Below are 21577 nucleotides of genomic sequence, written 5' to 3' on the forward strand. Positions count from 1 at the left end.
CCCTATTCCAAGAACAAGAGGTACCCCGCGATGACTGCCCCCCTGAGTGCAATCAAGGTAATCGAGATCGGCACGCTGATTGCCGCGCCGTTCGCCGCGCGCATGCTGGCCGAGTTCGGCGCCGAGGTGATCAAGATCGAAGCCATGGGCCAGGGCGATCCCCTGCGCAAATGGCGCAAGCTGCACGAGGGCACTTCGCTGTGGTGGTACCTGCAATCTCGCAACAAGAAGTCATTGGCACTGAATCTGAAATCCCCTGAAGGCATTGAACTGGTCAAGCAACTGGCGACCAGTGCCGACGTATTGATCGAAAACCTGCGCCCCGGCGCCCTGGAAAAACTGGGACTGGGCTGGGACGTATTGCATGCACTCAATCCCAACCTGACGCTGGTACGGATTTCCGGCTATGGCCAGACCGGCCCGTACCGCGACCGTCCGGGTTTCGGGGCCATCGGCGAGGCCATGGGCGGGATTCGCTACACCACCGGCACACCGGGTTCGCCACCGGCCCGGGTCGGGGTCAGCCTGGGCGATTCGCTGGCCTCACTGCACGCGGTAATCGGCGCGTTGATGTCGTTGCTGCGGGTCAAGACCGGGCAGGGCGGCGGGCAAGTGGTCGATGTGTCGCTGGCCGAAAGCGTGTTCAACGTCATGGAAAGCCTGGTGCCGGAATACGACATGCTGGGTCATGTTCGTGAACGCAGCGGCGGCGCGTTGCCAGGCATCGCGCCCTCCAACACCTACCTGACGGCCGATGGCGCCTACGTGGTGATCGCCGGCAACAGCGACCCGATCTACAAGCGCTTGATGCAGGTGATCGGCCGCAGCGATCTGGCCGAAGCGCCGGAGTTCGCTCACAACGACGGCCGCGCCTTGAAAAGTAACGTGCTCGATGCCGCCATTACCCACTGGACCAGCAGCCTGCCGATCGACGACGTGCTGTCAGCACTGGAAGCCGCCGAAGTCCCGGCCGGGCGCATCTATTCCGTGGCCGACATCGTTGCCGATCCGCACTATCAGGCACGGGACATGCTGCTCAGTGCCGACCTGCCGGGTGGTGCCACGGTGAAGATGCCCGGTATCGTGCCCAAACTTTCCGAAACCCCCGGTGGCGTGAATTGGTCCGGCCCGAGCCTGGGCCAGCACACCGACGGCATTCTTGCGGGGCTGGGCCTGACCGGCTCGGACATCGAACGGTTGAAAGCGGAAGGGGTGGTGCAATGATCACTGATTTTTCCCAGACCCTGATTGTCCAGGAAGTCTCTCCGCGCGACGGCTTGCAGATCGAGCCGACCTGGGTCGAGACCGTCGACAAGATTGCGCTGATCGATCAGCTGTCGCTGGCCGGTTTCAGCCGTATCGAAGCCGGTTCGTTCGTGTCGCCCAAGGCCATTCCGGCGCTGCGCGATGGCGAGTCGGTGTTCAAGGGCATCATCCGCCAGCCAGGGGTGATCTACGTCGCGTTGATCCCCAATCTGAAAGGCGCGCAACGGGCACTGGCAGCGCGTGCGGATGAGCTGAACCTGGTGATGTCTGCCAGCCAGACGCATAACCTGGCCAACATGCGCATGCGATGTGAAGCGTCGTTGGCCGCGTTCGGCGAGATCGTGCAATACGTGGGCGACACGCAGGTACGACTCAACGGCAGCATCGCCACCACCTTCGGCTGCCCGTTTGAAGGCAAGATCGATGAGGATCGCGTGCTGCAAATCGTCGAGGCTTATCAGGAGCTCGGGATTCAGGGCATCACCTTGGCCGATACGACCGGCATGGCCAACCCGCGGCAGGTTGACCGGTTGGTGCGACGGGTCTTGCAGCGGGTTTCTCCGGCGGATTTGACGTTGCATTTCCACAACACCCGCGGCCTCGGTTTGTGCAACGTTCTGGCCGCCTACGAGGCCGGGGCCCGACGTTTCGACGCTGCGCTGGGTGGCCTCGGCGGTTGCCCGTTCGCGCCGGGCGCGTCGGGCAATATCTGCACTGAAGATCTGGTGAACCTGTGCGATGAAATCGGCATTCATACCGGCATCGATCTGCCGCTGTTGCTGACATTGTCCCGAGGACTGCCAGCGCTACTGGGCCACGAAGTGCCCGGCCAGCTTGCCAAGGCCGGACGCAATTGTGACCTGCACCCAAGCCCGTCCTGACAGACAACACAAAACAACCTCTGTAGGAGCGAGGCTTGCCCGCGAAGGCGGCTTGGCATCCAGCATCACCCTTGGCTGATACACCCTTCGCGGGCAAGCCTCGCTCCTACAGAAAAGCGTTTCTACAAGCACCTCAACCAGACAACAAAAACAATCGGACACCCACGGGAAGTCCGCCTGGAGAAACAGCATGAGCCTTAATGTACTGGAGGCGGGCGCGAGCCCGTCCGTAAGCCACGACCAAGAAAAAGCCCTGGTCAGCAAGGTCGCCTGGCGCCTGATGCCGCTGATCATGGTCTGCTACCTGTTCGCGTTTTTCGACCGCATCAACATCAGCTTCGCCAAGTTCCAGCTACAGACCGACCTGAGCCTCAGCGACACCGCTTACGGCCTCGGCGCGGGGCTGTTTGTGGTCGGTTATGTGCTGTTCGAAGTGCCGAGCAACATGATGCTGTACAAGGTCGGCGCGCGGCGCTGGATCGCCCGGATCATGATGTCCTGGGGCCTGGCCACGGCTGCCATGGTCTTCGTCAACAGCGAATGGCAGTTCTACGCGCTGCGCTTTGTGATCGGTGCGATGGAAGCCGGGTTCGCGCCGGGGGTGCTGTACTACCTGACACTGTGGTTCCCGCAGCACTACCGCGGGCGCATCACCTCGATGTTGTTCCTGTCGTCGGCATTTGCCGGTCTGGTCGGCGCACCGTTCTCCGGCATGGTCCTGCAGCACCTTGACGGTTTCATGGACATGCGCGGCTGGCACTGGCTGTTTCTGCTCGGCGGCGTGCCTTGCATCGGCCTCGGCGTGTTGGTGCTGACCTTGCTCAAGGACCGCATCGAAGACGCCCATTGGCTGACGCCGTCGGAGAAAACCCTGTTGGCGAGCCGTATCGCCCACCATGAACCGCACAAGAGCGGCGGTTCGCTGCTAGCGGCGCTGCGGATTCCGGGTTTCCTGACGCTGGGGCTGATCTACTTCCTGATTCAGGTGGCGTCCTATGGCTTGAATTTCTGGGCCCCGCAGCTGATCCGCAGTGCCGGCACCGAGAGCCCGGTGATGATCGGGCTGCTGACGGCAATCCCCTATATTTGCGGAGCCATCAGCATGGTGGTCATCGGGCGCTTGTCCGATTCCACCGGCGAGCGTCGCAAGTTTGTCGCAGGATTGGTGGCGGTGGGAGCGGTAGGGTTCTTCTGTGCAGGCATCTTCGCCAACCACACGACTTTCCTGATCGTCGCGCTGGGCTTGCTCGGCGCCGGGATCATCGCCTCGATCCCGAGCTTCTGGACCTTGCCGCCGAAGCTGTTGGCCGGTGCTGGCGCCGGGGCTGCGGGCGGGATTGCGGTGATTAACACCTTGGGCCAGTTCGGCGGCATCGTCAGCCCGGTCATGGTCGGACGAATCAAGGACCTGACCGGCAGCACCACGCCGGCGCTGTATGTCATCGGCGTCGCCGCGCTGATCGCCGTTGCGTTGTTGATGTGGGGATTGCCGCAGAAGCTGCGCACGCTCGACAAATATTAAAAGATCGGTTTTAAAAGATCGCAGCCTTCGGCAGCTCCTACATGGGACCACGCATCCCTGTGTAGGAGCTGCCGGAGGCTGCGATCTTTTGATTGTGTCCTTCGTCATTTTCCAGACCCATCGACGATCAGTCAGTCGATCCCCAGAGACCTGAGATAGACTGGCGCCCATTCACCCCAGTCGTTCAAAGGCACATCCCATGACCCCATCGCTGCTAATGGCCGTTCTTGCCTCGGGTTTTATCTACGGCATCACGCCGGGGCCGGGTGTGTTGGCGGTATTCGGCATCGGTGCGGCGCGTGGGCGGCGGGCGGGGGCAGGTTTCCTGTGCGGGCATTTGCTTGGGGATGTGGTCTGGTGCAGCACCGCATTGATCGCGATTGTCGGCGCACGGGAAATTGGCAGCACGGCGTTTGACGTGCTGGGTGTGCTCAGCGGGCTCTATCTGTTCTGGCTCGGTGTGCGGGCGATACGGGCCAGACGCAGCAGCGCCGGTACGCCTCAGGGCCCGGCGCGGCAGCCGTTCTGGCACGGCATTCTGTTTGGCCTGACCAATCCGAAGGCTTACCCGGTGGCGGTCGCAACGTTTACCGCGCTGCTCTCCAGCCGCGCCGAGCTGCTGCATTGGTCAATGTTGCCATGGCTGATTGTCCTGAGTTTCGTCGGTGGCCTCATGGCCTACGCTATCCTGATCGGCATTGTCGGTGCGCGTCGGGTACGCACGTTGTACCAGCGCCACGAGCTGTTGATCACCCGGTTGTGCGGTGTCATGTTTATCGGTTTTGCCATCAACGCTCTGGCGCATGCTTTGCCAGGACTGGTCACGAACAAGGCTTGAGGTCTAACGCAAGGCACCATGGCAACCAGAAATTCCGCGCCGTTGGCGAGCTACATCGATCTCTTGCTGGACGCCGTTTGCGCGGTTGATAAACAAGGTCGCTTCGTTTTTGTCAGCGCCGCCTGCGAACGCATTTTCGGTTACACGCCGGACGAGCTGGTCGGCCAGTCGATGATCGATCTGGTGCATCCCGCCGACCGCCAGCGCACCCTCGACGCCGCGCGGGAGATCATGGGCGGCGAGCCCAAGCTCAACTTCGAAAACCGCTACCTGCGCAAGGATGGCCGGGTGGTGCATATCCTCTGGTCTGCGCGTTGGTCGGAAGTCGATCAGCTGCGCATCGCCGTGGCCCGTGACATCACCGAGCGTAAACAGGCCGAATCACGGCAGGCAGCGCTGTATGCGATTTCCGAGGCGGCCCACGCGGCGGAAGATCTGCTGGCGCTGTTCAAGCGCATTCACCTGATCATCGGTGAATGGTTGCCGGCGCTGAATTTTTCCGTCGCGCTGTATGACGAGCACTGCGCGCAGCTCAATTTCCCCTATCACGTCGACGACAACGAACAGCAACCCGAGGAGCCCGGAACCGTCACTGGACGGCTGTGCGCCGAAGTGATCCGCAGTGGGCAGCCAATCCTGCTGACCCCGGATCAGGACGACGCCCCGGAAGGTTTCGAACTGCTGGTCTCGGGCCAGGAGTCGCCTTGCTGGTTGGGCGTGCCGTTGAACTCGCAGAACGGCACGATCGGCGCGCTGATCGTTAAAAGCGAGGCGGGCGGCGAGCGCTATACCGAGCAAGACAAGGAGTTGTTGCAGTTCGTGTGTGCCCAGGTCGCCACCGCGATCGAGCGCAAACAGTTGCATGCACGGCTGGAGCGCATGGCCCAGTACGATCAACTGACCCAGTTGCCCAATCGCGAGTTGCTCCGGGACCGGTTAAAAGCCTCGCTGACATTAGCCAAGTCGGAATGCGGACGGATGGCACTGCTGTACGTCGACCTCGACCGCTTCAAGGAAGTCAACGACACCCACGGCCATGCGGTCGGTGACATGCTGCTGCAAGCGGTGGCCAATCGGCTCAAGGGCTGCGTTCGCGAAACCGACACCGTGGCGCGCATCGGCGGTGATGAGTTTGTGGTGTTGTTGCACAGCATTCAGGCGGCGGAAGACGCTGACGGTGTCGCCGGAAAAATCCGTCAGATCCTGGCGCAGCCCCTGCGTCTGGACGGCCGCAGCCTGAACATCCAGCCAAGCATCGGCGTTGCGCACTTTCCCGAGCACGGCACGGAAGAAAAACAATTGTTCCGTCACGCCGACGAAGCCATGTACAGCGCCAAACGCCGAAACCACCTCGACCTCGGGGGCTGAACCCGCTCCACCGTTCGTCGCATCGACTCCGATTTTTCTAAACCTTTGCCGGGATCGAAATTCAGATTCTATGCGGGCTCCTGCTCGCCGCGATCATCACCAAGAGGTAGAGAATCATGCCTAATTCAAGAAACTCGAACTCGGGAAATTTCGCCAACGATCGAACGAAGGCGTCTGAAGCCGGTCGCAAAGGTGGGAAAACTACCACCACGACTGTCGACAAAGAGCCTGTGAAACCCGATATGGGCCGCAAAGGTGGTCAGAAATCCAAGTAGTGGTGAAAGTAGTTTTGATTGAGAGGCGGGAGCGAAAGCTCCCGTTTGAATTTTTATTTCGAGGAGGGCGCGACCATGAGTCGGATGGCCACCCGCTTACGCAATGCCGGTTTTGCCACGTTACTGGGCCTGTGTGCCAGCAGTGCCTTTGCCCAGTCTGCCGCCGAATTTATCAACGATGCCTCGGCCAAAGGCATGGCCGACATCGAAGCCAGTCGCCTGGCCCATCAGAAAACCGAATCCAAAGAGGTCAAGGACTACACCATCGTCGTCATTAACGACCGCACCACCGCCAACCAGCACCTGGCGAAAATCGCCAAGCAACTGGATCTGCCGGTGGCACCGCGCGAAGAAGTAGTCGACAAGGCCAAAGCCTTGATGCCGCCAGTGCCGGACGGTGCAGCCTTTGACCAGGCGTATGCCGCCAACCAGGTGAAGACCACTCAGGAAGCCATCGAACAGTTGCAACAGGAAGCGCAAACCACCGACGTGCCGGAAATCAAGGCCTTCGCCGAGGAAACCCTGCCCAAACTGCAAAGCCATCTGCAAATGGCCAAAGCGCTGCAAGCCGGTCGCTGATCATCGGAACGCGTGGGTGACCTCAGGCCACCCGCGACTTTCCGATCAGCATTGATTCAAGTCCGGTTTGTTTTTTTCCTGGACGACGGTCCCGTCCAGGGAAATTGTTTCGCCCTCGCCCAGTTGTCGATATTGCTTTCTCAGCGCTTCCAGCTGTTTGAGGTCCAGCGCCTCGAGCCCCAGCATCGCGTTCTGCGCGTCCGTCGTCACTCGCAGCAACTCATCAATCTTCAAATGCAAAATGTCCGTATCGCGGTTCTGCGTGTTCTGAATCAGGAACACCATCAGGAACGTGATGATGGTGGTCGAGGTGTTGATGACCAGTTGCCACGTGTCGTTGAAATTGAAAATGGGTCCGCTCAGCCCCCACAACGCAATCAGAATCAACGCCCCCATGAACGTCTTGGGACTGCCGGCCCACAAGGCGAGTTTCTGCGAGATTTTTGCGAATTTCATTGCCATGTTCCTTATTGGATGCGCCTGAATTTGTGACAGCGCCGGCACGCTGAAAATTCTACTGACATTGCGGGCAACGCAAATCCTGTAGGAGCTGCCGCAGGCTGCGATCTTTGTTGTTTTTAAGAGCAAGATCAAAAGATCGCAGCCTGCGGCAGCTCCTACAGGGGCGGCGCAGTTACCGCCAGCGGCTACAAATCCGGATAGGGAAGAGCGCATCAGCCGTTGTATCGTAGCGAACCGGTTGTCTGCCCCGCCCACGACAACGCACCGACAGGAGAACGCAATGAGCTGGTCCGCCAAGCAATACGTCGCTTTTGAAGATGAACGCACCCGTCCGGCGCGAGACCTGCTCGCGGCGATCCCTCCCGTGGAGGCGCGCTCGGCCATCGACATCGGTTGCGGTCCCGGGAATTCAACCGAGTTGCTGGTGGAACGCTTCACCCATGCCACCGTGCGTGGCGTGGACAGTTCAACCGATATGATCGACGCCGCGCGCAAGCGCTTACCGCAAATACAGTTCGATACCGTTGATATCGGCACCTGGAACGAGAGCGGCCCGTTCGACGTGATATTCGCCAACGCGGTGTTGCAGTGGCTGCCCCATCACGCAACGTTATTGCCTTCGCTGGCCACCCGACTGACCCAGGGCGGCAGCCTGGCCATTCAGATGCCCGACAACCTCAACGAACCGTCCCATCGCCTGATGCGCGAAGTGGCCGCTGATGGCCCGTGGGCCAGCAAATTAGCGGACGCCGCCGGGCAACGTACGCAAATGACCAGTGCCAGCGCTTACTACTCGATGCTGCGGCCGCACTGTGCGCGAGTCGATGTGTGGCGCACCACTTATCATCATCCGCTGGCGGGTGGTGCATCGGGCGTGGTCGAGTGGTTCAAGGGCAGCGGTTTGCGGCCGTTTCTCGAACCGCTGAATGAAGCGGAAAAAGCGCAATACCTCAAGCAGTATCACGCTGCTATCGAGCAGGCGTATCCGGCGCTGAGCGATGGTTCGGTGCTGCTGCCGTTCCCGCGATTGTTCATCGTCGCGACGCGCTAGTACAAAAAAGGAACAGATTACGCCGGACGTTATCGGTCCCTTCGCTTGGCACTCAGGTAATCAAAAAGAAACGAAGCAAAGCCGAATAACCCAATCATTGAAATGATCATGATCCCCAACTCTGAATTGTCCATGCTGATCTCTATGTGAAAGATGAACTGGCAGAGTAGGGCATCTGTTGTCGGATTTGACGCAGTGCTACTGCTTCTTTACTGGCTGGCGGGGATCTATACGAAAACTATACGTAAGCGGGCCCGTGTAGGAGCTGCCGCAGGCTGCGATCTTTTGATCTTGCTCTTGAAATCAAAAGATCGCAGCCTGCGGCAGCTCCTGCAGGGGCAAGAATCAGCGCTCCCCAAATCCCGCACACAAAAAACCGGCCACTCTGGGCCGGTTGATACGTCTGCGAAATAAAGTCATCAGCTCTGCTGCAGCACTTTAAGTGCCGCCGAAGCCAGAAAACCCGAACGGCTTTTCTCCTCTGGATGATGCAGCACATACTCATCGATGCGCGTGAGCAGGTAGCCCGGTAGCGTGATGTTCAGCTTCTGGGCTTTGCCTAGATACTTGGTGACATCAATATCCACCAGTGCCCAGGTGCAGCCAGCATATTGCGGATTGGCAGCATGCAAGGTGACTTTGTTGGCTGGCGGAATCGGCGAACCATCCTCAGCCAGAATTTCGAAATGACCCTCAATCGCTTCGCGAGCCATCGCCATCGCATCATCCAGATCTTCACCTGCAGAGAAGCATCCTGGAATATCCGGTACCTCCACGCCCCAAGCATGTTCGTTATCGCCCATTGAAATCGCTATTGGGTAAAGCATGTTCATTGTTCTCCTGTGACGTTGCGCATCGAGATCTTCAGAGCAGCGCCTGTTGCAAAATACTCAGGGCCGTTTTTTTGAGCAGATGCTTTTTCGGATGAGGAACCGTCACCAGCCCCGGTTTGGTCGGGTGCTTAAAGTGATGATGACTGCCCCTGATTCGAACTAGATACCAGCCATCCGCTACGATTTGGCCTATCAAAAATCGGCTATTCACCTCACCTCCCTGTGGTGTGCTTAGGTGGTTACTATACCTACTGGATTTATATGATCAACACTATAACCACCGAGCCTTCATGGACTCCGATGGATAGGTGGTAAAGAAACGAGTCTAGGAGGGCGTGAGGATAGGGTTCGGAGGCAGCCTTAAATGAGGCGTTTTCTGTATTGCAGGGTTTTGCCGCTCACGACATAGGGCCGGAAGGCGGCATTGGGCGAATGGCCTCGCTTAAGGATGCTCACGAGGCCGGTTTTTTCAGGCCTCCAGGGTGGCTTTCACGTTGCTTGTTCTGGTAGGCCTCCGACTTGTGCGAAGAACCTGAATCTTTCTCCAGCGTTTTCGAATCGGCTCCGGAATTTGCACCTGAAGACTCCTCGCCCTTTTTGCTGGCCTTGTCGTCGTTTGATTTAGTTCCCTGCCCCTGGTTAAGACCGGGAAGCGCGGCAGGTGGAACGGCTGTTCCTGTCGTCGTCTTCTCGGCTGCAAGCGTGTAGAGCGAGCATGAAGACAATAGACCGGCAAGCGTCAGAGCAGCGATTTTGGTGTTCATGCTTAAGCCTTCCGAACGAGGAATGTAATCATTGGATAGCAGGGCAGTGGGAGCGTGCTGGACGGCTGACGAGCGGCAGGAATAAAAACGTGCAGGGATCGGGAATTACGAAAGGACGTTCTCTTTTAATGTCCATTTCACGTTCTTCGCGTTATCGCTCGGTCGATTATGACGCGACCAAACTCATACCATCAAAGACGACAATCAAGGCTGTTTTCCAATCCACCCCAGCGCCTTATCAGGGGCTCGCCGATAATCATTCTTCGCCGGTTCCCATCTCTCGATCTTCAAACGCAGAACGCACGGCCTCGACGACGCGTTCTGCCAGACGCTCGTCTTCAAATTGCGGGTACCCTTTCTTCAGTTTGCCGGACAACGTCCATCCGTTCTCTTTAATGGAGCGAATGATGCGAATCGCATCCTGGTCCGGCATCTCAAGTACCTCTTTCAACTGCTCCTGCGCTCGCTGAAAGATCACCAGTACTCTGGCTTCATTCGCCATTTCCTTTCGAATCGTGTGCTCGACGACGCGTGCGGTGTAGAGGACGTGTTCGGTCAAATCGGGATACCGCCAGGCAAAGCGAGCGTCCTCGTATTCATCGAAGATGAAGTTGCTGGGAGTGCCGTCCTCGTAGGTCACGAGTTCGCCGAACCGATAGGCCGTCGCGTAACGTCGCATGAACGGTCGCGAGAAGACTTCGAGCGTACGATCGTAGCCCGCCCGGAAATCGATCGAACTGGTGATGGTGGCTGACACCGGCAGTATCACGCCATCGGGCACTGCCTTATCCCGAATCAGGGTGTCGTTGATCAGGAAGCGATGGATCCGGCCATTGCCATCCCGCATGGGATGGATATAGACGAAGCCAAATGCCAACACCGCGGCACGTGCCAGTGACTCCGCACCACGCGTTGCGAACTCGAATTCGTTGAGTCCTGCCAATAGCTGCGCAAGATCCGCGGAATGGGGGGCAATGTAATGCACGATGTCCTCGCGCATCGTGGCCTGCCCCACAAACACAGGCGAGCGCCGCAAGCCCAGTCCGATGGCATCACGCCCCAGGATGCCGGCTTGCAAGGTCTGCAGGCTGTCGTTGCTCAAGGGGTCTTTAATATGGCCGCAGTACTGGGCAATGACATGGGCAAACCGCTGGATTCGATCGGCTTGATCGGCTTCTTTTTCGATGAGAAAGCTCGCGCGCGATTCCTTGAACGTCAGCCAACTGGCCGTACGCATCAGGATGTCGGGGCCAAAGGCCTGATCCAACTCATCCAAAGCTTCGCGCAAATTGAATTGCAGAGCTTGCTGCACCGGCGCGTTACGACGAACCATGGGGCAGAATTCAGCCGTCCCCGGCAGGTTGTTATTGATTCGCCAACGCCGTGTTCGCAATGGTTCGCAACGTGTCAGGTAGTCTTGTGGCGAAAGTGCATCAACATAAGCGCCATTGGTCACGTCAGGCACATCCAGACGTTCACCTGTCAGCCATTCGTAGAGGAATCCTGTGCGACGGGCGTACTGGCCAAAAGGTGCCCGTCGGCACCAGTCTTCGACAGGCTGGGGACCTATGGCCGCAAACAGGCGGGCAAAAAACTCGAGATGAATATCTTCGTACTTGAGGCCGAATTCGAAATGCCCTGCAAAGTCGTCTGCGGGCCGGTATTTCGGCGGATATCGATTCTCCACTTGCCCGTTACTTTCGCGGCTAACCCGTGAAGTGCCAATTATCGACTCGACCCGAAGAGGCTGCGCCAATGCGACGTCATAGCGATTCGCGAGGGTCTTGAAACCGACTTGCATTGACGAAATCCTTTACTGAGGCAAGAAAAACGCTAACAGAAGGTTGATCCTAGGCGAAAACGATAATTTGTGCAGGTGTCAAAATGCTAATGTTTTAAGAAATTTAATACTGAACCCGTTTTTTTAAAGTAAAACGTTAACGGGCGCAGAATAGTCTCATACCGACGGAAGTGCCTGCTCATCGATCAGTGGAAACTACGAACCGAATTTCACCAAACCCTGCACACAAAAAAACCGGCCATTGAGGCCGGTTTTTTCTTTACTGCATCCCCCGTCAAAAAACGACGTGAGACCAAAATTCTATTGGAGCGGGTGAAGGGAATCGAACCCTCGTTATCAGCTTGGGAAGCTGGAGTAATGCCATTATACGACACCCGCTCAGAGCGGCTGACTTTGTACCAGATGTGCGCGTGGAAATGAAGTTTTTCTTTGCGCGAGATGGCTTTAGCGCAGATGTAGCAAGCCGACAGACCGCGTCGCGGTCGTTCGCGGGCAAGCCTCGCTCCTACAGTACGGCGTTAGGGGGCGAAGCTTGCTCGCGATGACGCTGTTTCAAATGGCCAATGCATGGTGGTCCTGAACATAGTGGTAACGCGGTCGGCTTGCCTGTGGCGAAGGGTTCAGAAAACCCAGCAGCGCATTGCGGCTGTCTCGGCAGGCGGCTTTGTGTTCCATGTCGAGAAAATGGCCGGTTGCCTCAATGGTAGTGAAGGTGCTGTGTTGCACGTGGTTGGCGAACAATCGCGCGCCATCGGCGGCGGTGTATTCGTCCCATTCGCCGTTCATGAACAGCACCGGTACGTTGATTTTCTCCGAGGCTTGTAGAAAGCACTGGGGATCGCTGTGCAGCAGGTCGCTGATGTGGAAGTGCATCTGCCCATATTCATGATCGGCCAGGCTGCTGACGTGCCGATAGTTGAAGCGCTTGAACAGGGTCGGCAAGTGTTTGCCGATGGTGCTGTTCACCAGGTTGCCGACCCGGTCGCCATCCCGGCTGCCGAGGTAATCGACACCGCGCTCGAGGTAATCGAGCATGTGCGCGTTGATCTCCGGGGAGAACGAGCTGATCACGGCTTTTTCGATGCGCCGTGGTTGGTGGGCGAGGGCGACCAGGGTCGCGGCGCCACCCCAGGAAAACGACATCACGTGTTCGGCGGCGAAGTGGTCGATCAGCTCCAGGAGGATCTGCCCTTCGATTTCCTTGGTCAGCGATTTCTCATGCTGGTTGTGGGCTTTTGACTTGCCCGCGTAGGGCTGGTCGTAGCAGACCACATTGAACTGCGGGTGGAGGTTTTTCACGGTTTGTGCAAACGACGCAGTCGTGGCCATCGAGCCGTTGACCAAAATAATGGTCTTCTCTGCGGCGTCTGCGCGATAGAACTCCGTGTAAACCCGATACTGACCTTGTATATCCAGCACAGCGATTTCTGGCCTCATGTCATAAGACTCCTGGCAAGCGGGTATGCGCGCAAATAAGATTGCACGAGCTTTGTGACAGGTAGGCATATGCCTGGAATTTGGAGGCCCATGTCGATCCGTACAGCGGTCGACGGGTATTATTATTGGCGGGCAGTCTGCCGGTCTGAGGCGGAACCCTGAGGGTTCTCTAACCGACAAAAAGTTTCTTAGAAGTATGTTGTGACTCGTCAGTCACATTTCGGCTGACGACCTGATTCAAGCAGGGGCAGACGGATCGCGCAAGTGCCTTTGGTAAATTGTTCGACAACTTCTGCTCAGCGGTAGGCTGCTTAGATCATTCTGATCTCATCAACGCTTAAAGGTCGGTATTCGCCCGGTTTCAGCGAGCTGTCGAGGACCAGCGGGCCCATGCGCTCGCGGTGCAAGCGCATCACCTTGTTGTCGAAGTAGCCGAACATCCGCTTCACCTGGTGATAACGACCCTCGACAATGCTCAGGCGCGCAGCCTTCGGCCCGAGCAGCTCCAACCCAGCCGGCAGTGTGATGAGGTCTTCGAACGCGAAGTACAGCCCTTCGCTGAATTTCAATGCGTATTCAGGGCCGATCTCTTGCTCGGTCTCGACGTAGTAGACCTTGGGCAGTTTGGTCTGCGGTTGGGTCAGGCGTCGCGACCAGCTGCCGTCGTTGGTGATCAGCAGCAGGCCGGTGGTGTTGAAATCCAGGCGACCGGCGATGTGCAGGTCCTCCTTGTCCGGCTCATGGATCAGGTCGAGCACCGTCGGGTGTTCCGGATCACGGGTGGCGCTGACGCAACCGGCTGGCTTGTGCAGCATGAAGTGGCGCAACGGTTTGCCGACTTGTATCACTTCGTCGTCGACTTCAACCCGGTTGAATTCCCGTACCTCGGCGTGCGGATCGCTGACGATATGTGCGTCGATCCGGATGCGTTTTTCCACCAGCAACAGGCGAACCTGCTTACGGTTGAAGCGCGGCAGGTTGCTGAGGAAACGGTCAATACGCATGACGGGGGATCAGCAGGAAAAGGGCCGCGTAGCTTACTTGATCGGCCGGGAGGCTGCTTACAACTGCGCCTCGATCTGCGCGCAGCGTGGGCACAGGCAGGATTTGTCGCGCAACTCGACCGGCAGTGCGGCGAGTACTGCCGGGTCGATGCTGACGCCATAGCACCAGCAGGCGCGATCGGCGGTACGGGGATCGGCCAGGGTGCAGTCGTTGGAAGCCCCGCAAGCCGGGCATTGTTCAGGCAGGTTCTTGATAGTCATAACTGGAGTGAGACATTTCCACGCAAGTGCGGTTACGGCCGGATTGCTTGGCCCGATACATCGCATGATCGGCCCGGGACAGCAAGGTGTGTAAGGTTTCATCTGGCTGCAGCGTGGTCAAGCCGATGCTGACGGTCAGCTGTAGTGTTTTACCGTTGTAGGCATAACGCTGTTGTTCCACATGCTGGCGAATTTTCTCGGCGATCATCAGACCGGTCTCACCGTCCGTGTCCTTGAGCAGCACGATGAACTCTTCGCCGCCCCAGCGGCAGACGATGTCGGAGTGCCGCAGGCAGCTCTCCAGATCCCGTGCGAAGCCGATCAGCACCTGATCGCCCGCGAGGTGACCGTAGGTGTCGTTCAAGGCCTTGAAGTGGTCCAGGTCCAGCAGCAACGCGGTCAGCGGCTTTGGTTCCCGCGCAGCTTCGTGCATGGCTTGCGCCGCCAACAGGTCGAAGCCACGTCGGTTGGGCAACTCGGTCAAGCTGTCGAGGGTTGCCTGCGCCTGGATCTTGCTTTGATAGCGCTTGATCACCCGGTTGAGCAGGGCCAGCACGATCAGCGTTACGACCAGGCAAATCAGCAGGTTCAGGTACAACGACTGACGGATTTCACTGAGGGCGCCGTCTTCACGTTTGTCGACGAACAAGTACCAGTTCAACTCCGGAATGAACCGCACGTTGAGGAAATGTCCCTGGCCCTGGACGGAGTATTCGTAGCTGCCGTTGTAGGGTTTGGGCAATTGGCTGACCAGGCCCTTCATGCCGTCCAGTTCGCTGAGCTTCTGGCCGATATGCGCACCTTGCGGGCCGCCTTCGCCACCGGTGAGTACCAGGCGCCCGAAGTTATCGACGAAATACACGCTGCGCTGGTAGCGCTGCTGGTATTTGTCGATCAGCTTGATCACCGCATCGACCGTCAGGCCCACGCCCGCCGCGCCGATGAAACGGTTGTTGTAGTCGTAGACTTTGTAGTTGATGAAGAAGGTCAGGTTGTCCTTGTTCGCAAGGTCCGGGTCGACATTGATCTCGTACGGATCGGCCATGTCGCGTACGCGGAAATACCACGTATCGCGGGGTTCAGTGGCCTTGACCTGCTTGAGCACGCCCTTGGCGTGGTAGTAGGTGAGGCTGGTGTTGGAGACGAAAAACGCGGTGTAGGCGCCGTAGTGCGTCATGACCTCATTGAGGTAGCGGGTCATTTTTTCCGGGTCGTTCTCGCCATTCACCACCCAGTCGCGCATGAAGGTGTCGCGGGACATCATCGAAGAAAGCAGGATCGGCCTGACCAGGTCTTTCTGGATTTCCGAGTAGACCGTATCCGACGTCAGCGGCAATTCAGTGTTGACGATGCTGTCGCGGATCGACGCTCGCGAGGCGTAGTAACTGAGGAACGAGGTGGCGAGAAAGCCTGCGGCCAGCAGCGCGATCAGCGTGAGGACTAGCGAACGTTGGGAATACAGTGGCGAGCGAAGCGGCATGACAGTTCCGTTGGCAGTAATCCGATGGCAAGCATTCTAGGGGCATGGCAAGGAAATAACTGCTCTATGTGCGCCGCGAATGGTCGTTCCCCTATCACGAAGGTCTGTGGTTCCCTGTAGGCGCTGCCGCAGGCTGCGATCTTTTGATCTTGATCTTGAAAAACAAGATCAAAAGATCGCAGCCTGCGGCAGCTCCTACAGGAGGGTGCGGTCAGGCGAGGGTTTTCAGGTACGCTCGCCAGCCGCCTAGAGGGCTGATATTGACTGCGCCTTCCAGGCCATAGGTCTCACAGATAAACCCGCTCTCCCAACGTCCATCCGCCAATTGCACCTTGCCCAACCCCAGCGGCGCCGGAATCCCGGTCAGGAACGAGCCCAACTCGCTGCTCGGCAATTCCCAGACCTCCACCGCAATTGCAACGCCGCCATCCTTCACCCGAACCATCCCCGGACGAAACGGCGGGCCGCCGGCCAATGCGTACAGTTGATAGTCCGGTGAGCTGAACGTCGTTTCAACCAACGTCGCGCCGCGACGTTTCAGTTGCCAGTTCAACGCCAACCCGTCCAGATGCGCACCACACACCACCAGCCGTGCGCGATCATTGCGCGCGACGGCCGATGGCGCTGACGTTGGCAACCCTTGCTGACGTTGAAAAGCATCCGCCACGCTGAGCAAATACTGATCAGTAAACGCCCGGCCAAACAACGTAACGCCCCAGGGCAAACCATTGCCCATGAAACCGCTCGGCACGGCGATGGCGGCATAATCCAGCAGGTTCATGAAGTTGGTGTAGTAACCCAATTCCGAATTGCGCAGCACCGGCTCAGCTTCCAGTTCCGCCAATGTAACGGGACGGCCGATGGTCGGCGTCACGACGCAATCCAGCCCCTGCAGCGCCTGGTCACACAGGGCTTTCAAGGCTTGCAGCCGATACTGGGCGCGGAACGTTTGCACGCCACTCACCGCTGGCGCCTTGGCCAGCACGGCGCGAATCACCGGCAGTACCGCTTGCGGATTCTGCTCCATCAACTCACCGGCGACGCTGTAGCGCTCGGCCACCCACGGGCCTTCATAGAGCAAACGCGCCGCTTCGAGAAACGGCGACATGTCCAGTTCAACAGCGGTGCCACCCAAAGCCTTGAGCTGGTCGATGGCGTCGCCGAATAACAACGGGCCTTCAACACAGCCGAAGAATTCCAGGTCTTGCGCACGCGGTACGCCGAAACGGAAGGGGCGCGGCGTACCGAACGCCGAGGCGTCATTCCACAGCGGATTGCTGCGGCTGTACGCGTCACGTGGATCGAGGTGTGCTGTGAGCGCCAGCAACTGACTGGCTTCCCGAGCCGTCGCGGTAAACGTTGTCACACAATCGAGTGTGCGACAGGCCGGCACAACACCCGCCGTGGAGATCAACCCTTTGGTGGCTTTCATCCCCACCAGATTGTTCAAACCCGCCGGCACACGCCCGGAACCCGCGGTGTCCGTGCCCAACGAGAAACTCGCCACACCCAACGCTACCGCCAGCGAAGACCCGGCACTGGAACCGCCGGACGGATACTCCGGCAACACGCTGTTCGGGCACGCGCCATACGGCGAGCGACTGCCGTTGAGCCCCGTGGCGAACTGATCGAGATTGGTCTTGCCCAGCGGGATCGCCCCCAGTGCCAGCAACTGTTCGACGATGGTCGCCGACTGCTCCGGTATATAGGCAAATGCAGGACACGCCGCCGTGGTCGGAATACCCGCCAGGTCGATGTTGTCCTTGATCGCAAACGGCACGCCGTACAGCGGCAGGCTGTCGACATCTCGACCGTCGAGTGCGGCCAGATACGGTTCCAGTTCTTCGACACTCAGTAAGTGGATGAACAGGTGATAGTCCGGGTTCAGTGAGGCGGCCTTGTCACGCAGGCCCGGCAGCAGTTTTCGAGGTGTGGTGTTGCCGTCGCGATAGGCGCTGCGCAGGGCGTCGAGTTGCAGATTGATGTTCATGGCTTGATCCTTTTCAAATGGGGTTCAGTCGAGTTCCAGCACCACGACGCGCTGTCCGGCGCGCACCGCCGAACCCGGTTGCACGCGAATCTCGCGCACCACGCCCGCGATCGGTGCGAGCAGCGGAATTTCCATCTTCATCGACTCCAGGATTACCAGCACATCACCGGCCTGAACCCGGCTGCCGGTCTCCACCTGAACCTGCCAGAGGTTGCCGGCGATGTGGCTGTCGACGCTCATTTCACCGTTGGCGAGCGGTGCGTCCTCGGTCACTTGCGGGGTCAGTTCTTCACTGTCGAAATGCGCTTGGCCGCTGGCGATCCAGCGCTCGCGCTCGGCGTTGAACGCGCCTTGTTGCTGATCGCGAAACGCGGCGATGGTCTCGGCTTCTTTTGTCAGGAACGCCTGGTAATCCGCGAGGTTCAACTGGCTGTGCTCGATGTCCAGGTCGAAACGCCCGAGGGGGAAGTCCCGACGAATGCGCAGCAGCTCATCGGGGCTCACCGGGTAGAAACGGATCTGATCGAAGAAGCGCAGCAGCCACGGTTTGCCATCGAACGCGGCGACTTCGCGGTAGCGATTCCACATCTGCAACGTGCGACCGACGAACTGATAGCCGCCGGGGCCTTCCATGCCATACACGCACATGTACGCGCCACCGATGCCCACCGAGTTCTCGGCAGTCCAGGTGCGCGCCGGGTTGTACTTGGTGGTCACCAGGCGATGACGCGGGTCGAGCGGGGTGGCGACCGGTGCGCCGAGGTAAACGTCACCGAGGCCCATCACCAGATAACTGGCGTCGAACACCGTACGCTGCACTTCGTCGAGGTTCGGCAGGTCGTTGATGCGGCGGATGAACTCCAGGTTGCTCGGGCACCACGGCGCGTCCTTGCGCACGGTGGTCATGTATTTCTCGATCGCCAATTGACAGGCCGGGTCGTCCCAGGACAGCGGTAGATGGACGATGCGCGACGGCACTTGCAGGTCCTTGGCGGCGCACACGGCGTCCCATTCACCGGCGACGATACCCAGCAGATCGGCCAGCGGCAGTTGCTCCGGCTGGTAATGCACTTGCAGCGAGCGGATGCCTGGGGTGAGGTCGATCACGCCGTGCAGATGTTTGCTTTCCAGTGCTTGCATCAGGGCGTGGGCGCGGAAGCGCAGGACCAGGTCCAGTTCCGGTGCGCCGATTTCCAGCAGAAGGTGAGTATCCCCGGACAACCTCGCAACCAGCCGCGTATCCCCCTGACCCAAATCCAGCACCACAGGCGTCACAACCCCCTGTGGGAGCGAGCCTGCTCGCGATGAAGTTAATGCGGTGTCTGATCTGGCCCCATCGCGAGCAGGCTCGCTCCCACAGGGGGTATTCCATTTCAGGGCGAGATTGCGGGCGGTCTTGAGGTCGACCGGGTGGAACTGGATCTTGTCGCCAGCCTTCAGCTGCCCCAGCTGCCAAAGATCCGCCTCGATCACCGTCACCGGGCACACAAACCCACCCAGGCTCGGGCCATCCGGGCCGAGGATCACCGGCATGTCCCCGGTGAAATCCACCGCGCCAATGGCATACGGATTGTCATGAATGTTCGACGGATGCAGCCCCGCTTCACCCCCATCGGCTCGCACCCATTCCGGCTTCGGCCCGATCAGGCGCACGCCGGTGCGGCTGGAATTGAAATGCACTTCCCACTGAGTGTCGAAGAAGGTGCCGATGTAGTTTTCGGTGAAGTATTCCGGCGCGCCATGCGGACCGTAGATCACCCGGATCTGGCGCACGGCAGGCAACCCGGTGACCTGCTCTTCTTCCAGTTGTTGACCCGCGCGGCGATCGCTCAAGGCCGGGACATGCAACACATCGCCAGCCCGCAACGCACGGCCGCCATGACCACCAAACTGGCCGAGGGTGAAGGTGCTTTTGCTGCCCAGGTAATCCGGCACTTGCAGGCCGCCGCGAACGCACAGGTAGCTGCGAGCGCCGACACCGGCAATCGTGCCGAGGCTTAGCGTGGCACCGGCCGGAATCAGCAGCGCGGTGTCCATTGCTACCGTTTCACCGTTCAACGCCAGCGGAATCACCGCCCCGGTGACGGCCACCACCACCTCACAGTTGAAGCGCAGCAACGGCCCGCTCATGGTGATTTCCAGTGCCGCGGCGCCCTCATTGTTGCCGAGCAACAGATTGCCCAGACGCAATGCGCGACTGTCCATCGGCCCCGATGGCGGCACGCCGACAGCCCAATAACCGAGGCGGCCAGGAAAATCCTGCACGCTGGTTTGGGTGCCGGCGCTGAGCACTTCAAAGGTGTTGGCCTGATAGACCAGGCTTTCGAGGCAACGGGTCCACGGCTGAGCGCTGGCGAACGGTGCATCCAGCAGAATCTGCCGCAGGTAATCGCGGTTGGTTTCCACGCCATACAGCAGGCTGTCGCCCAACGCTTGATGCAGGTCCGCGCGTGCTTCTTCGCGGGTCGACGCCCAACTGATGACCTTGGCGATCATCGGATCGAAGTACGGTGGAATCTCACAGCCGGCCTCGACCCAGGTATCGATGCGCAGCTGTTTGCCGTCGGCGGCAGGGAAGTTCACGGCGGTCAGCAAGCCCGGGCTCGGCTGAAAATCACGGCCCGGATCTTCGGCATACAGCCGTGCCTGAATGGCATGGCCTTCAGCTTTCAAGCCTCGATTCAATTCACTCAGTGGCGGCAAATCACCGGCCGCCAGTTCCACCATCCAGCGCACCAGGTCCACGCCCCACACTTGTTCGGTGACGCCGTGTTCCACCTGCAGCCGGGTGTTCACTTCCAGAAAATAGAACCGTTGGTCTTCGCTGTCGAAGACGAATTCCACGGTGCCGGCGCTGCGGTAGTTCACCGCTTTCGCCAGTTTGATCGCCGCCGCGCACAGCTCATCGGCCATGCCGTCGGGCAGGTTCGGTGCCGGGGTTTCTTCGAGGACTTTCTGGTTGCGACGCTGTACCGAGCAATCGCGCACGCCGAGGGCAATCACCTCGCCGCTTCCGTCGCCGAACACCTGCACTTCCAGGTGCCGGGCGCGCTGGATGTACTTCTCGATGAACACGCCAGCGTCGCTGAAATTGTTCTGGCCGAGGCGTTTCACCGCTTCAAAGGATTCGCTCAACTCGTCGGCACTGCGGCACACGCGCATGCCGATGCCGCCACCGCCGGCTGTGCTTTTGAGCATCACCGGGTAGCCGACCTGCTCGCCCGCGATCAATGCCGCGTCGAGGCTGTCGAGCAGTTCGGTGCCTTCGAGCATTGGCACGCCGTGCTGTTTGGCCAGGGCGCGGGCGGTGTGTTTCAGGCCGAACACCCGCAGTTGCTCTGGCGTCGGGCCGATGAAGGCGATGTGGGCGGCTTCGCAAGCTTCGGCGAATGCGGCGTTTTCCGAGAGGAAACCGTAGCCGGGATGGATCGCCGTGGCGCCGGTGGCTTTGGCGATGGCGAGGATTTTATCGACCGCCAGATAAGTGCCGGCGGCTGCGCCTTCACCCAGGCTGAGGGCTTCGTCGGCTTGGAGGATGTGCAAGCTCGCGGCATCGGCTTCGGAATACACCGCAACGCCTTTGACGTGCAGTTCACGCAGGGTGCGCAGGATGCGGCACGCAATGGCACCACGGTTGGCAATCAGGATTTTTTCGAACATGGCATAACCCCCGGAGGCGATAGCGCATCAGCCTCGACCTGGGATGCGGGCCGTCCCGCAGTTTTTCGAAATGCACCCGGGCCGTCCCGGATGACTGAAATTGAC

General features: G+C 59.3%; 19 protein-coding genes and 1 tRNA gene. 8 read left to right on the forward strand and 12 right to left on the reverse strand.

The window, feature by feature from the left end:
* Nucleotides 1-30: 30 nt before the first annotated feature.
* From ACA052_RS06405 to ACA052_RS06435, 7 genes are all read left to right on the forward strand, one after another.
* On the forward strand, nt 31-1224 hold the full coding sequence (locus tag ACA052_RS06405; protein WP_497648891.1) for a CaiB/BaiF CoA transferase family protein: 1194 nt from the start codon (nt 31-33) through the stop codon (nt 1222-1224).
* Entirely contained in the window at nt 1221-2147 is a 927-nt protein-coding gene (locus ACA052_RS06410; protein ID WP_497648892.1) for a hydroxymethylglutaryl-CoA lyase, read from the forward strand. Before ACA052_RS06405 ends, ACA052_RS06410 begins: the two co-directional genes overlap by 4 nt.
* Nucleotides 2148-2337: 190 nt before the next feature.
* The gene (locus ACA052_RS06415; RefSeq protein ID WP_497648893.1) at nt 2338-3669 is read left to right on the forward strand and encodes an MFS transporter; all 1332 of its coding nucleotides are present in this window, start codon (nt 2338-2340) and stop codon (nt 3667-3669) included.
* Nucleotides 3670-3868: 199 nt separating this feature from the next.
* Nucleotides 3869-4507: a LysE family translocator gene (locus tag ACA052_RS06420; RefSeq protein ID WP_497648894.1), complete on the forward strand. Its 639-nt coding sequence runs from the start codon at nt 3869-3871 to the stop codon at nt 4505-4507.
* A gap of 18 nt (nt 4508-4525) precedes the next feature.
* Nucleotides 4526-5875, forward strand: a complete 1350-nt coding sequence (locus tag ACA052_RS06425; protein WP_497648895.1) for a sensor domain-containing protein — start codon at nt 4526-4528, stop codon at nt 5873-5875.
* 116 nt (nt 5876-5991) lie between these two features.
* Nucleotides 5992-6150 (forward strand): KGG domain-containing protein, encoded by a 159-nt coding sequence (locus tag ACA052_RS06430; protein WP_497648896.1) that lies wholly within the window; start codon nt 5992-5994, stop codon nt 6148-6150.
* 75 nt (nt 6151-6225) lie between these two features.
* Nucleotides 6226-6729, forward strand: coding sequence for a DUF4142 domain-containing protein (locus tag ACA052_RS06435; RefSeq protein ID WP_497648897.1), 504 nt, complete (start codon nt 6226-6228; stop codon nt 6727-6729).
* 45 nt (nt 6730-6774) lie between these two features.
* Here ACA052_RS06435 and ACA052_RS06440 read toward each other — a convergent pair whose 3' ends face one another.
* Nucleotides 6775-7185 carry a low affinity iron permease family protein gene (locus ACA052_RS06440; RefSeq protein WP_497648898.1) on the reverse strand — a complete coding sequence of 137 codons (411 nt, stop codon included), beginning with the start codon at nt 7183-7185 and terminating at the stop codon, nt 6775-6777.
* Nucleotides 7186-7471: 286 nt separating this feature from the next.
* Here ACA052_RS06440 and tam point away from each other — a divergent pair, with 286 nt between their 5' ends.
* Nucleotides 7472-8242: a trans-aconitate 2-methyltransferase gene (gene tam / locus ACA052_RS06445; RefSeq protein WP_497648899.1), complete on the forward strand. Its 771-nt coding sequence runs from the start codon at nt 7472-7474 to the stop codon at nt 8240-8242.
* A gap of 419 nt (nt 8243-8661) precedes the next feature.
* Here tam and ACA052_RS06450 read toward each other — a convergent pair whose 3' ends face one another.
* The 11 genes from ACA052_RS06450 to uca form a co-directional block, all read right to left on the reverse strand.
* The gene (locus ACA052_RS06450) at nt 8662-9069 is read right to left on the reverse strand and encodes a type II toxin-antitoxin system HicB family antitoxin (RefSeq protein ID WP_497650277.1); all 408 of its coding nucleotides are present in this window, start codon (nt 9067-9069) and stop codon (nt 8662-8664) included.
* Nucleotides 9070-9106: 37 nt separating this feature from the next.
* Nucleotides 9107-9286 (reverse strand): type II toxin-antitoxin system HicA family toxin, encoded by a 180-nt coding sequence (locus tag ACA052_RS06455; protein ID WP_497648900.1) that lies wholly within the window; start codon nt 9284-9286, stop codon nt 9107-9109.
* A gap of 241 nt (nt 9287-9527) precedes the next feature.
* Nucleotides 9528-9839 (reverse strand): hypothetical protein, encoded by a 312-nt coding sequence (locus ACA052_RS06460; RefSeq protein WP_497648901.1) that lies wholly within the window; start codon nt 9837-9839, stop codon nt 9528-9530.
* Nucleotides 9840-10095: 256 nt separating this feature from the next.
* A complete protein-coding gene (locus tag ACA052_RS06465; RefSeq protein WP_497648902.1) occupies nt 10096-11640 on the reverse strand; it encodes a Fic family protein in 1545 nt (514 codons plus the stop codon).
* Nucleotides 11641-11944: 304 nt separating this feature from the next.
* A tRNA-Gly gene (locus ACA052_RS06470) sits at nt 11945-12018 on the reverse strand.
* A 174-nt stretch (nt 12019-12192) separates the two neighbouring features.
* A complete protein-coding gene (locus ACA052_RS06475) occupies nt 12193-13077 on the reverse strand; it encodes an alpha/beta fold hydrolase (RefSeq protein WP_497648903.1) in 885 nt (294 codons plus the stop codon).
* 311 nt (nt 13078-13388) lie between these two features.
* On the reverse strand, nt 13389-14081 hold the full coding sequence (locus ACA052_RS06480; protein ID WP_497648904.1) for a pseudouridine synthase: 693 nt from the start codon (nt 14079-14081) through the stop codon (nt 13389-13391).
* Between the two features lie 57 nt (nt 14082-14138).
* On the reverse strand, nt 14139-14342 hold the full coding sequence (locus ACA052_RS06485) for a cysteine-rich CWC family protein (RefSeq protein ID WP_497648905.1): 204 nt from the start codon (nt 14340-14342) through the stop codon (nt 14139-14141).
* A complete protein-coding gene (locus tag ACA052_RS06490) occupies nt 14320-15822 on the reverse strand; it encodes a sensor domain-containing diguanylate cyclase (RefSeq protein ID WP_497648906.1) in 1503 nt (500 codons plus the stop codon). The genes ACA052_RS06485 and ACA052_RS06490 overlap by 23 nt, the downstream gene beginning before the upstream one ends.
* Nucleotides 15823-16033: 211 nt before the next feature.
* Nucleotides 16034-17812: an allophanate hydrolase gene (gene atzF / locus ACA052_RS06495; RefSeq protein ID WP_497648907.1), complete on the reverse strand. Its 1779-nt coding sequence runs from the start codon at nt 17810-17812 to the stop codon at nt 16034-16036.
* Between the two features lie 24 nt (nt 17813-17836).
* A complete protein-coding gene (uca, locus tag ACA052_RS06500; protein WP_497648908.1) occupies nt 17837-21472 on the reverse strand; it encodes an urea carboxylase in 3636 nt (1211 codons plus the stop codon).
* Between the last annotated feature and the right edge of the window lie 105 nt (nt 21473-21577).

The sequence above is a fragment of the Pseudomonas sp. LBUM1644 genome (assembly GCF_059716195.1).

What these genes read in the sequence shown, in the direction of transcription:
- uca (WP_497648908.1), bottom strand. Translation starts at nt 21,472, where the DNA reads ATGTTCGAAAAAATCCTGATTGCCAACCGTGGTGCCATTGCGTGCCGC.
- ACA052_RS06415 (WP_497648893.1), top strand. Translation starts at nt 2,338, where the DNA reads ATGAGCCTTAATGTACTGGAGGCGGGCGCGAGCCCGTCCGTAAGCCAC.
- ACA052_RS06405 (WP_497648891.1), top strand. Translation starts at nt 31, where the DNA reads ATGACTGCCCCCCTGAGTGCAATCAAGGTAATCGAGATCGGCACGCTG.
- ACA052_RS06460 (WP_497648901.1), bottom strand. Translation starts at nt 9,839, where the DNA reads ATGAACACCAAAATCGCTGCTCTGACGCTTGCCGGTCTATTGTCTTCA.
- ACA052_RS06420 (WP_497648894.1), top strand. Translation starts at nt 3,869, where the DNA reads ATGACCCCATCGCTGCTAATGGCCGTTCTTGCCTCGGGTTTTATCTAC.
- ACA052_RS06465 (WP_497648902.1), bottom strand. Translation starts at nt 11,640, where the DNA reads ATGCAAGTCGGTTTCAAGACCCTCGCGAATCGCTATGACGTCGCATTG.
- ACA052_RS06485 (WP_497648905.1), bottom strand. Translation starts at nt 14,342, where the DNA reads ATGACTATCAAGAACCTGCCTGAACAATGCCCGGCTTGCGGGGCTTCC.
- ACA052_RS06430 (WP_497648896.1), top strand. Translation starts at nt 5,992, where the DNA reads ATGCCTAATTCAAGAAACTCGAACTCGGGAAATTTCGCCAACGATCGA.
- tam (WP_497648899.1), top strand. Translation starts at nt 7,472, where the DNA reads ATGAGCTGGTCCGCCAAGCAATACGTCGCTTTTGAAGATGAACGCACC.
- ACA052_RS06480 (WP_497648904.1), bottom strand. Translation starts at nt 14,081, where the DNA reads ATGCGTATTGACCGTTTCCTCAGCAACCTGCCGCGCTTCAACCGTAAG.
- ACA052_RS06410 (WP_497648892.1), top strand. Translation starts at nt 1,221, where the DNA reads ATGATCACTGATTTTTCCCAGACCCTGATTGTCCAGGAAGTCTCTCCG.
- ACA052_RS06475 (WP_497648903.1), bottom strand. Translation starts at nt 13,077, where the DNA reads ATGAGGCCAGAAATCGCTGTGCTGGATATACAAGGTCAGTATCGGGTT.
- ACA052_RS06440 (WP_497648898.1), bottom strand. Translation starts at nt 7,185, where the DNA reads ATGAAATTCGCAAAAATCTCGCAGAAACTCGCCTTGTGGGCCGGCAGT.
- atzF (WP_497648907.1), bottom strand. Translation starts at nt 17,812, where the DNA reads ATGAACATCAATCTGCAACTCGACGCCCTGCGCAGCGCCTATCGCGAC.
- ACA052_RS06450 (WP_497650277.1), bottom strand. Translation starts at nt 9,069, where the DNA reads ATGCTTTACCCAATAGCGATTTCAATGGGCGATAACGAACATGCTTGG.
- ACA052_RS06425 (WP_497648895.1), top strand. Translation starts at nt 4,526, where the DNA reads ATGGCAACCAGAAATTCCGCGCCGTTGGCGAGCTACATCGATCTCTTG.
- ACA052_RS06490 (WP_497648906.1), bottom strand. Translation starts at nt 15,822, where the DNA reads ATGCCGCTTCGCTCGCCACTGTATTCCCAACGTTCGCTAGTCCTCACG.
- ACA052_RS06435 (WP_497648897.1), top strand. Translation starts at nt 6,226, where the DNA reads ATGAGTCGGATGGCCACCCGCTTACGCAATGCCGGTTTTGCCACGTTA.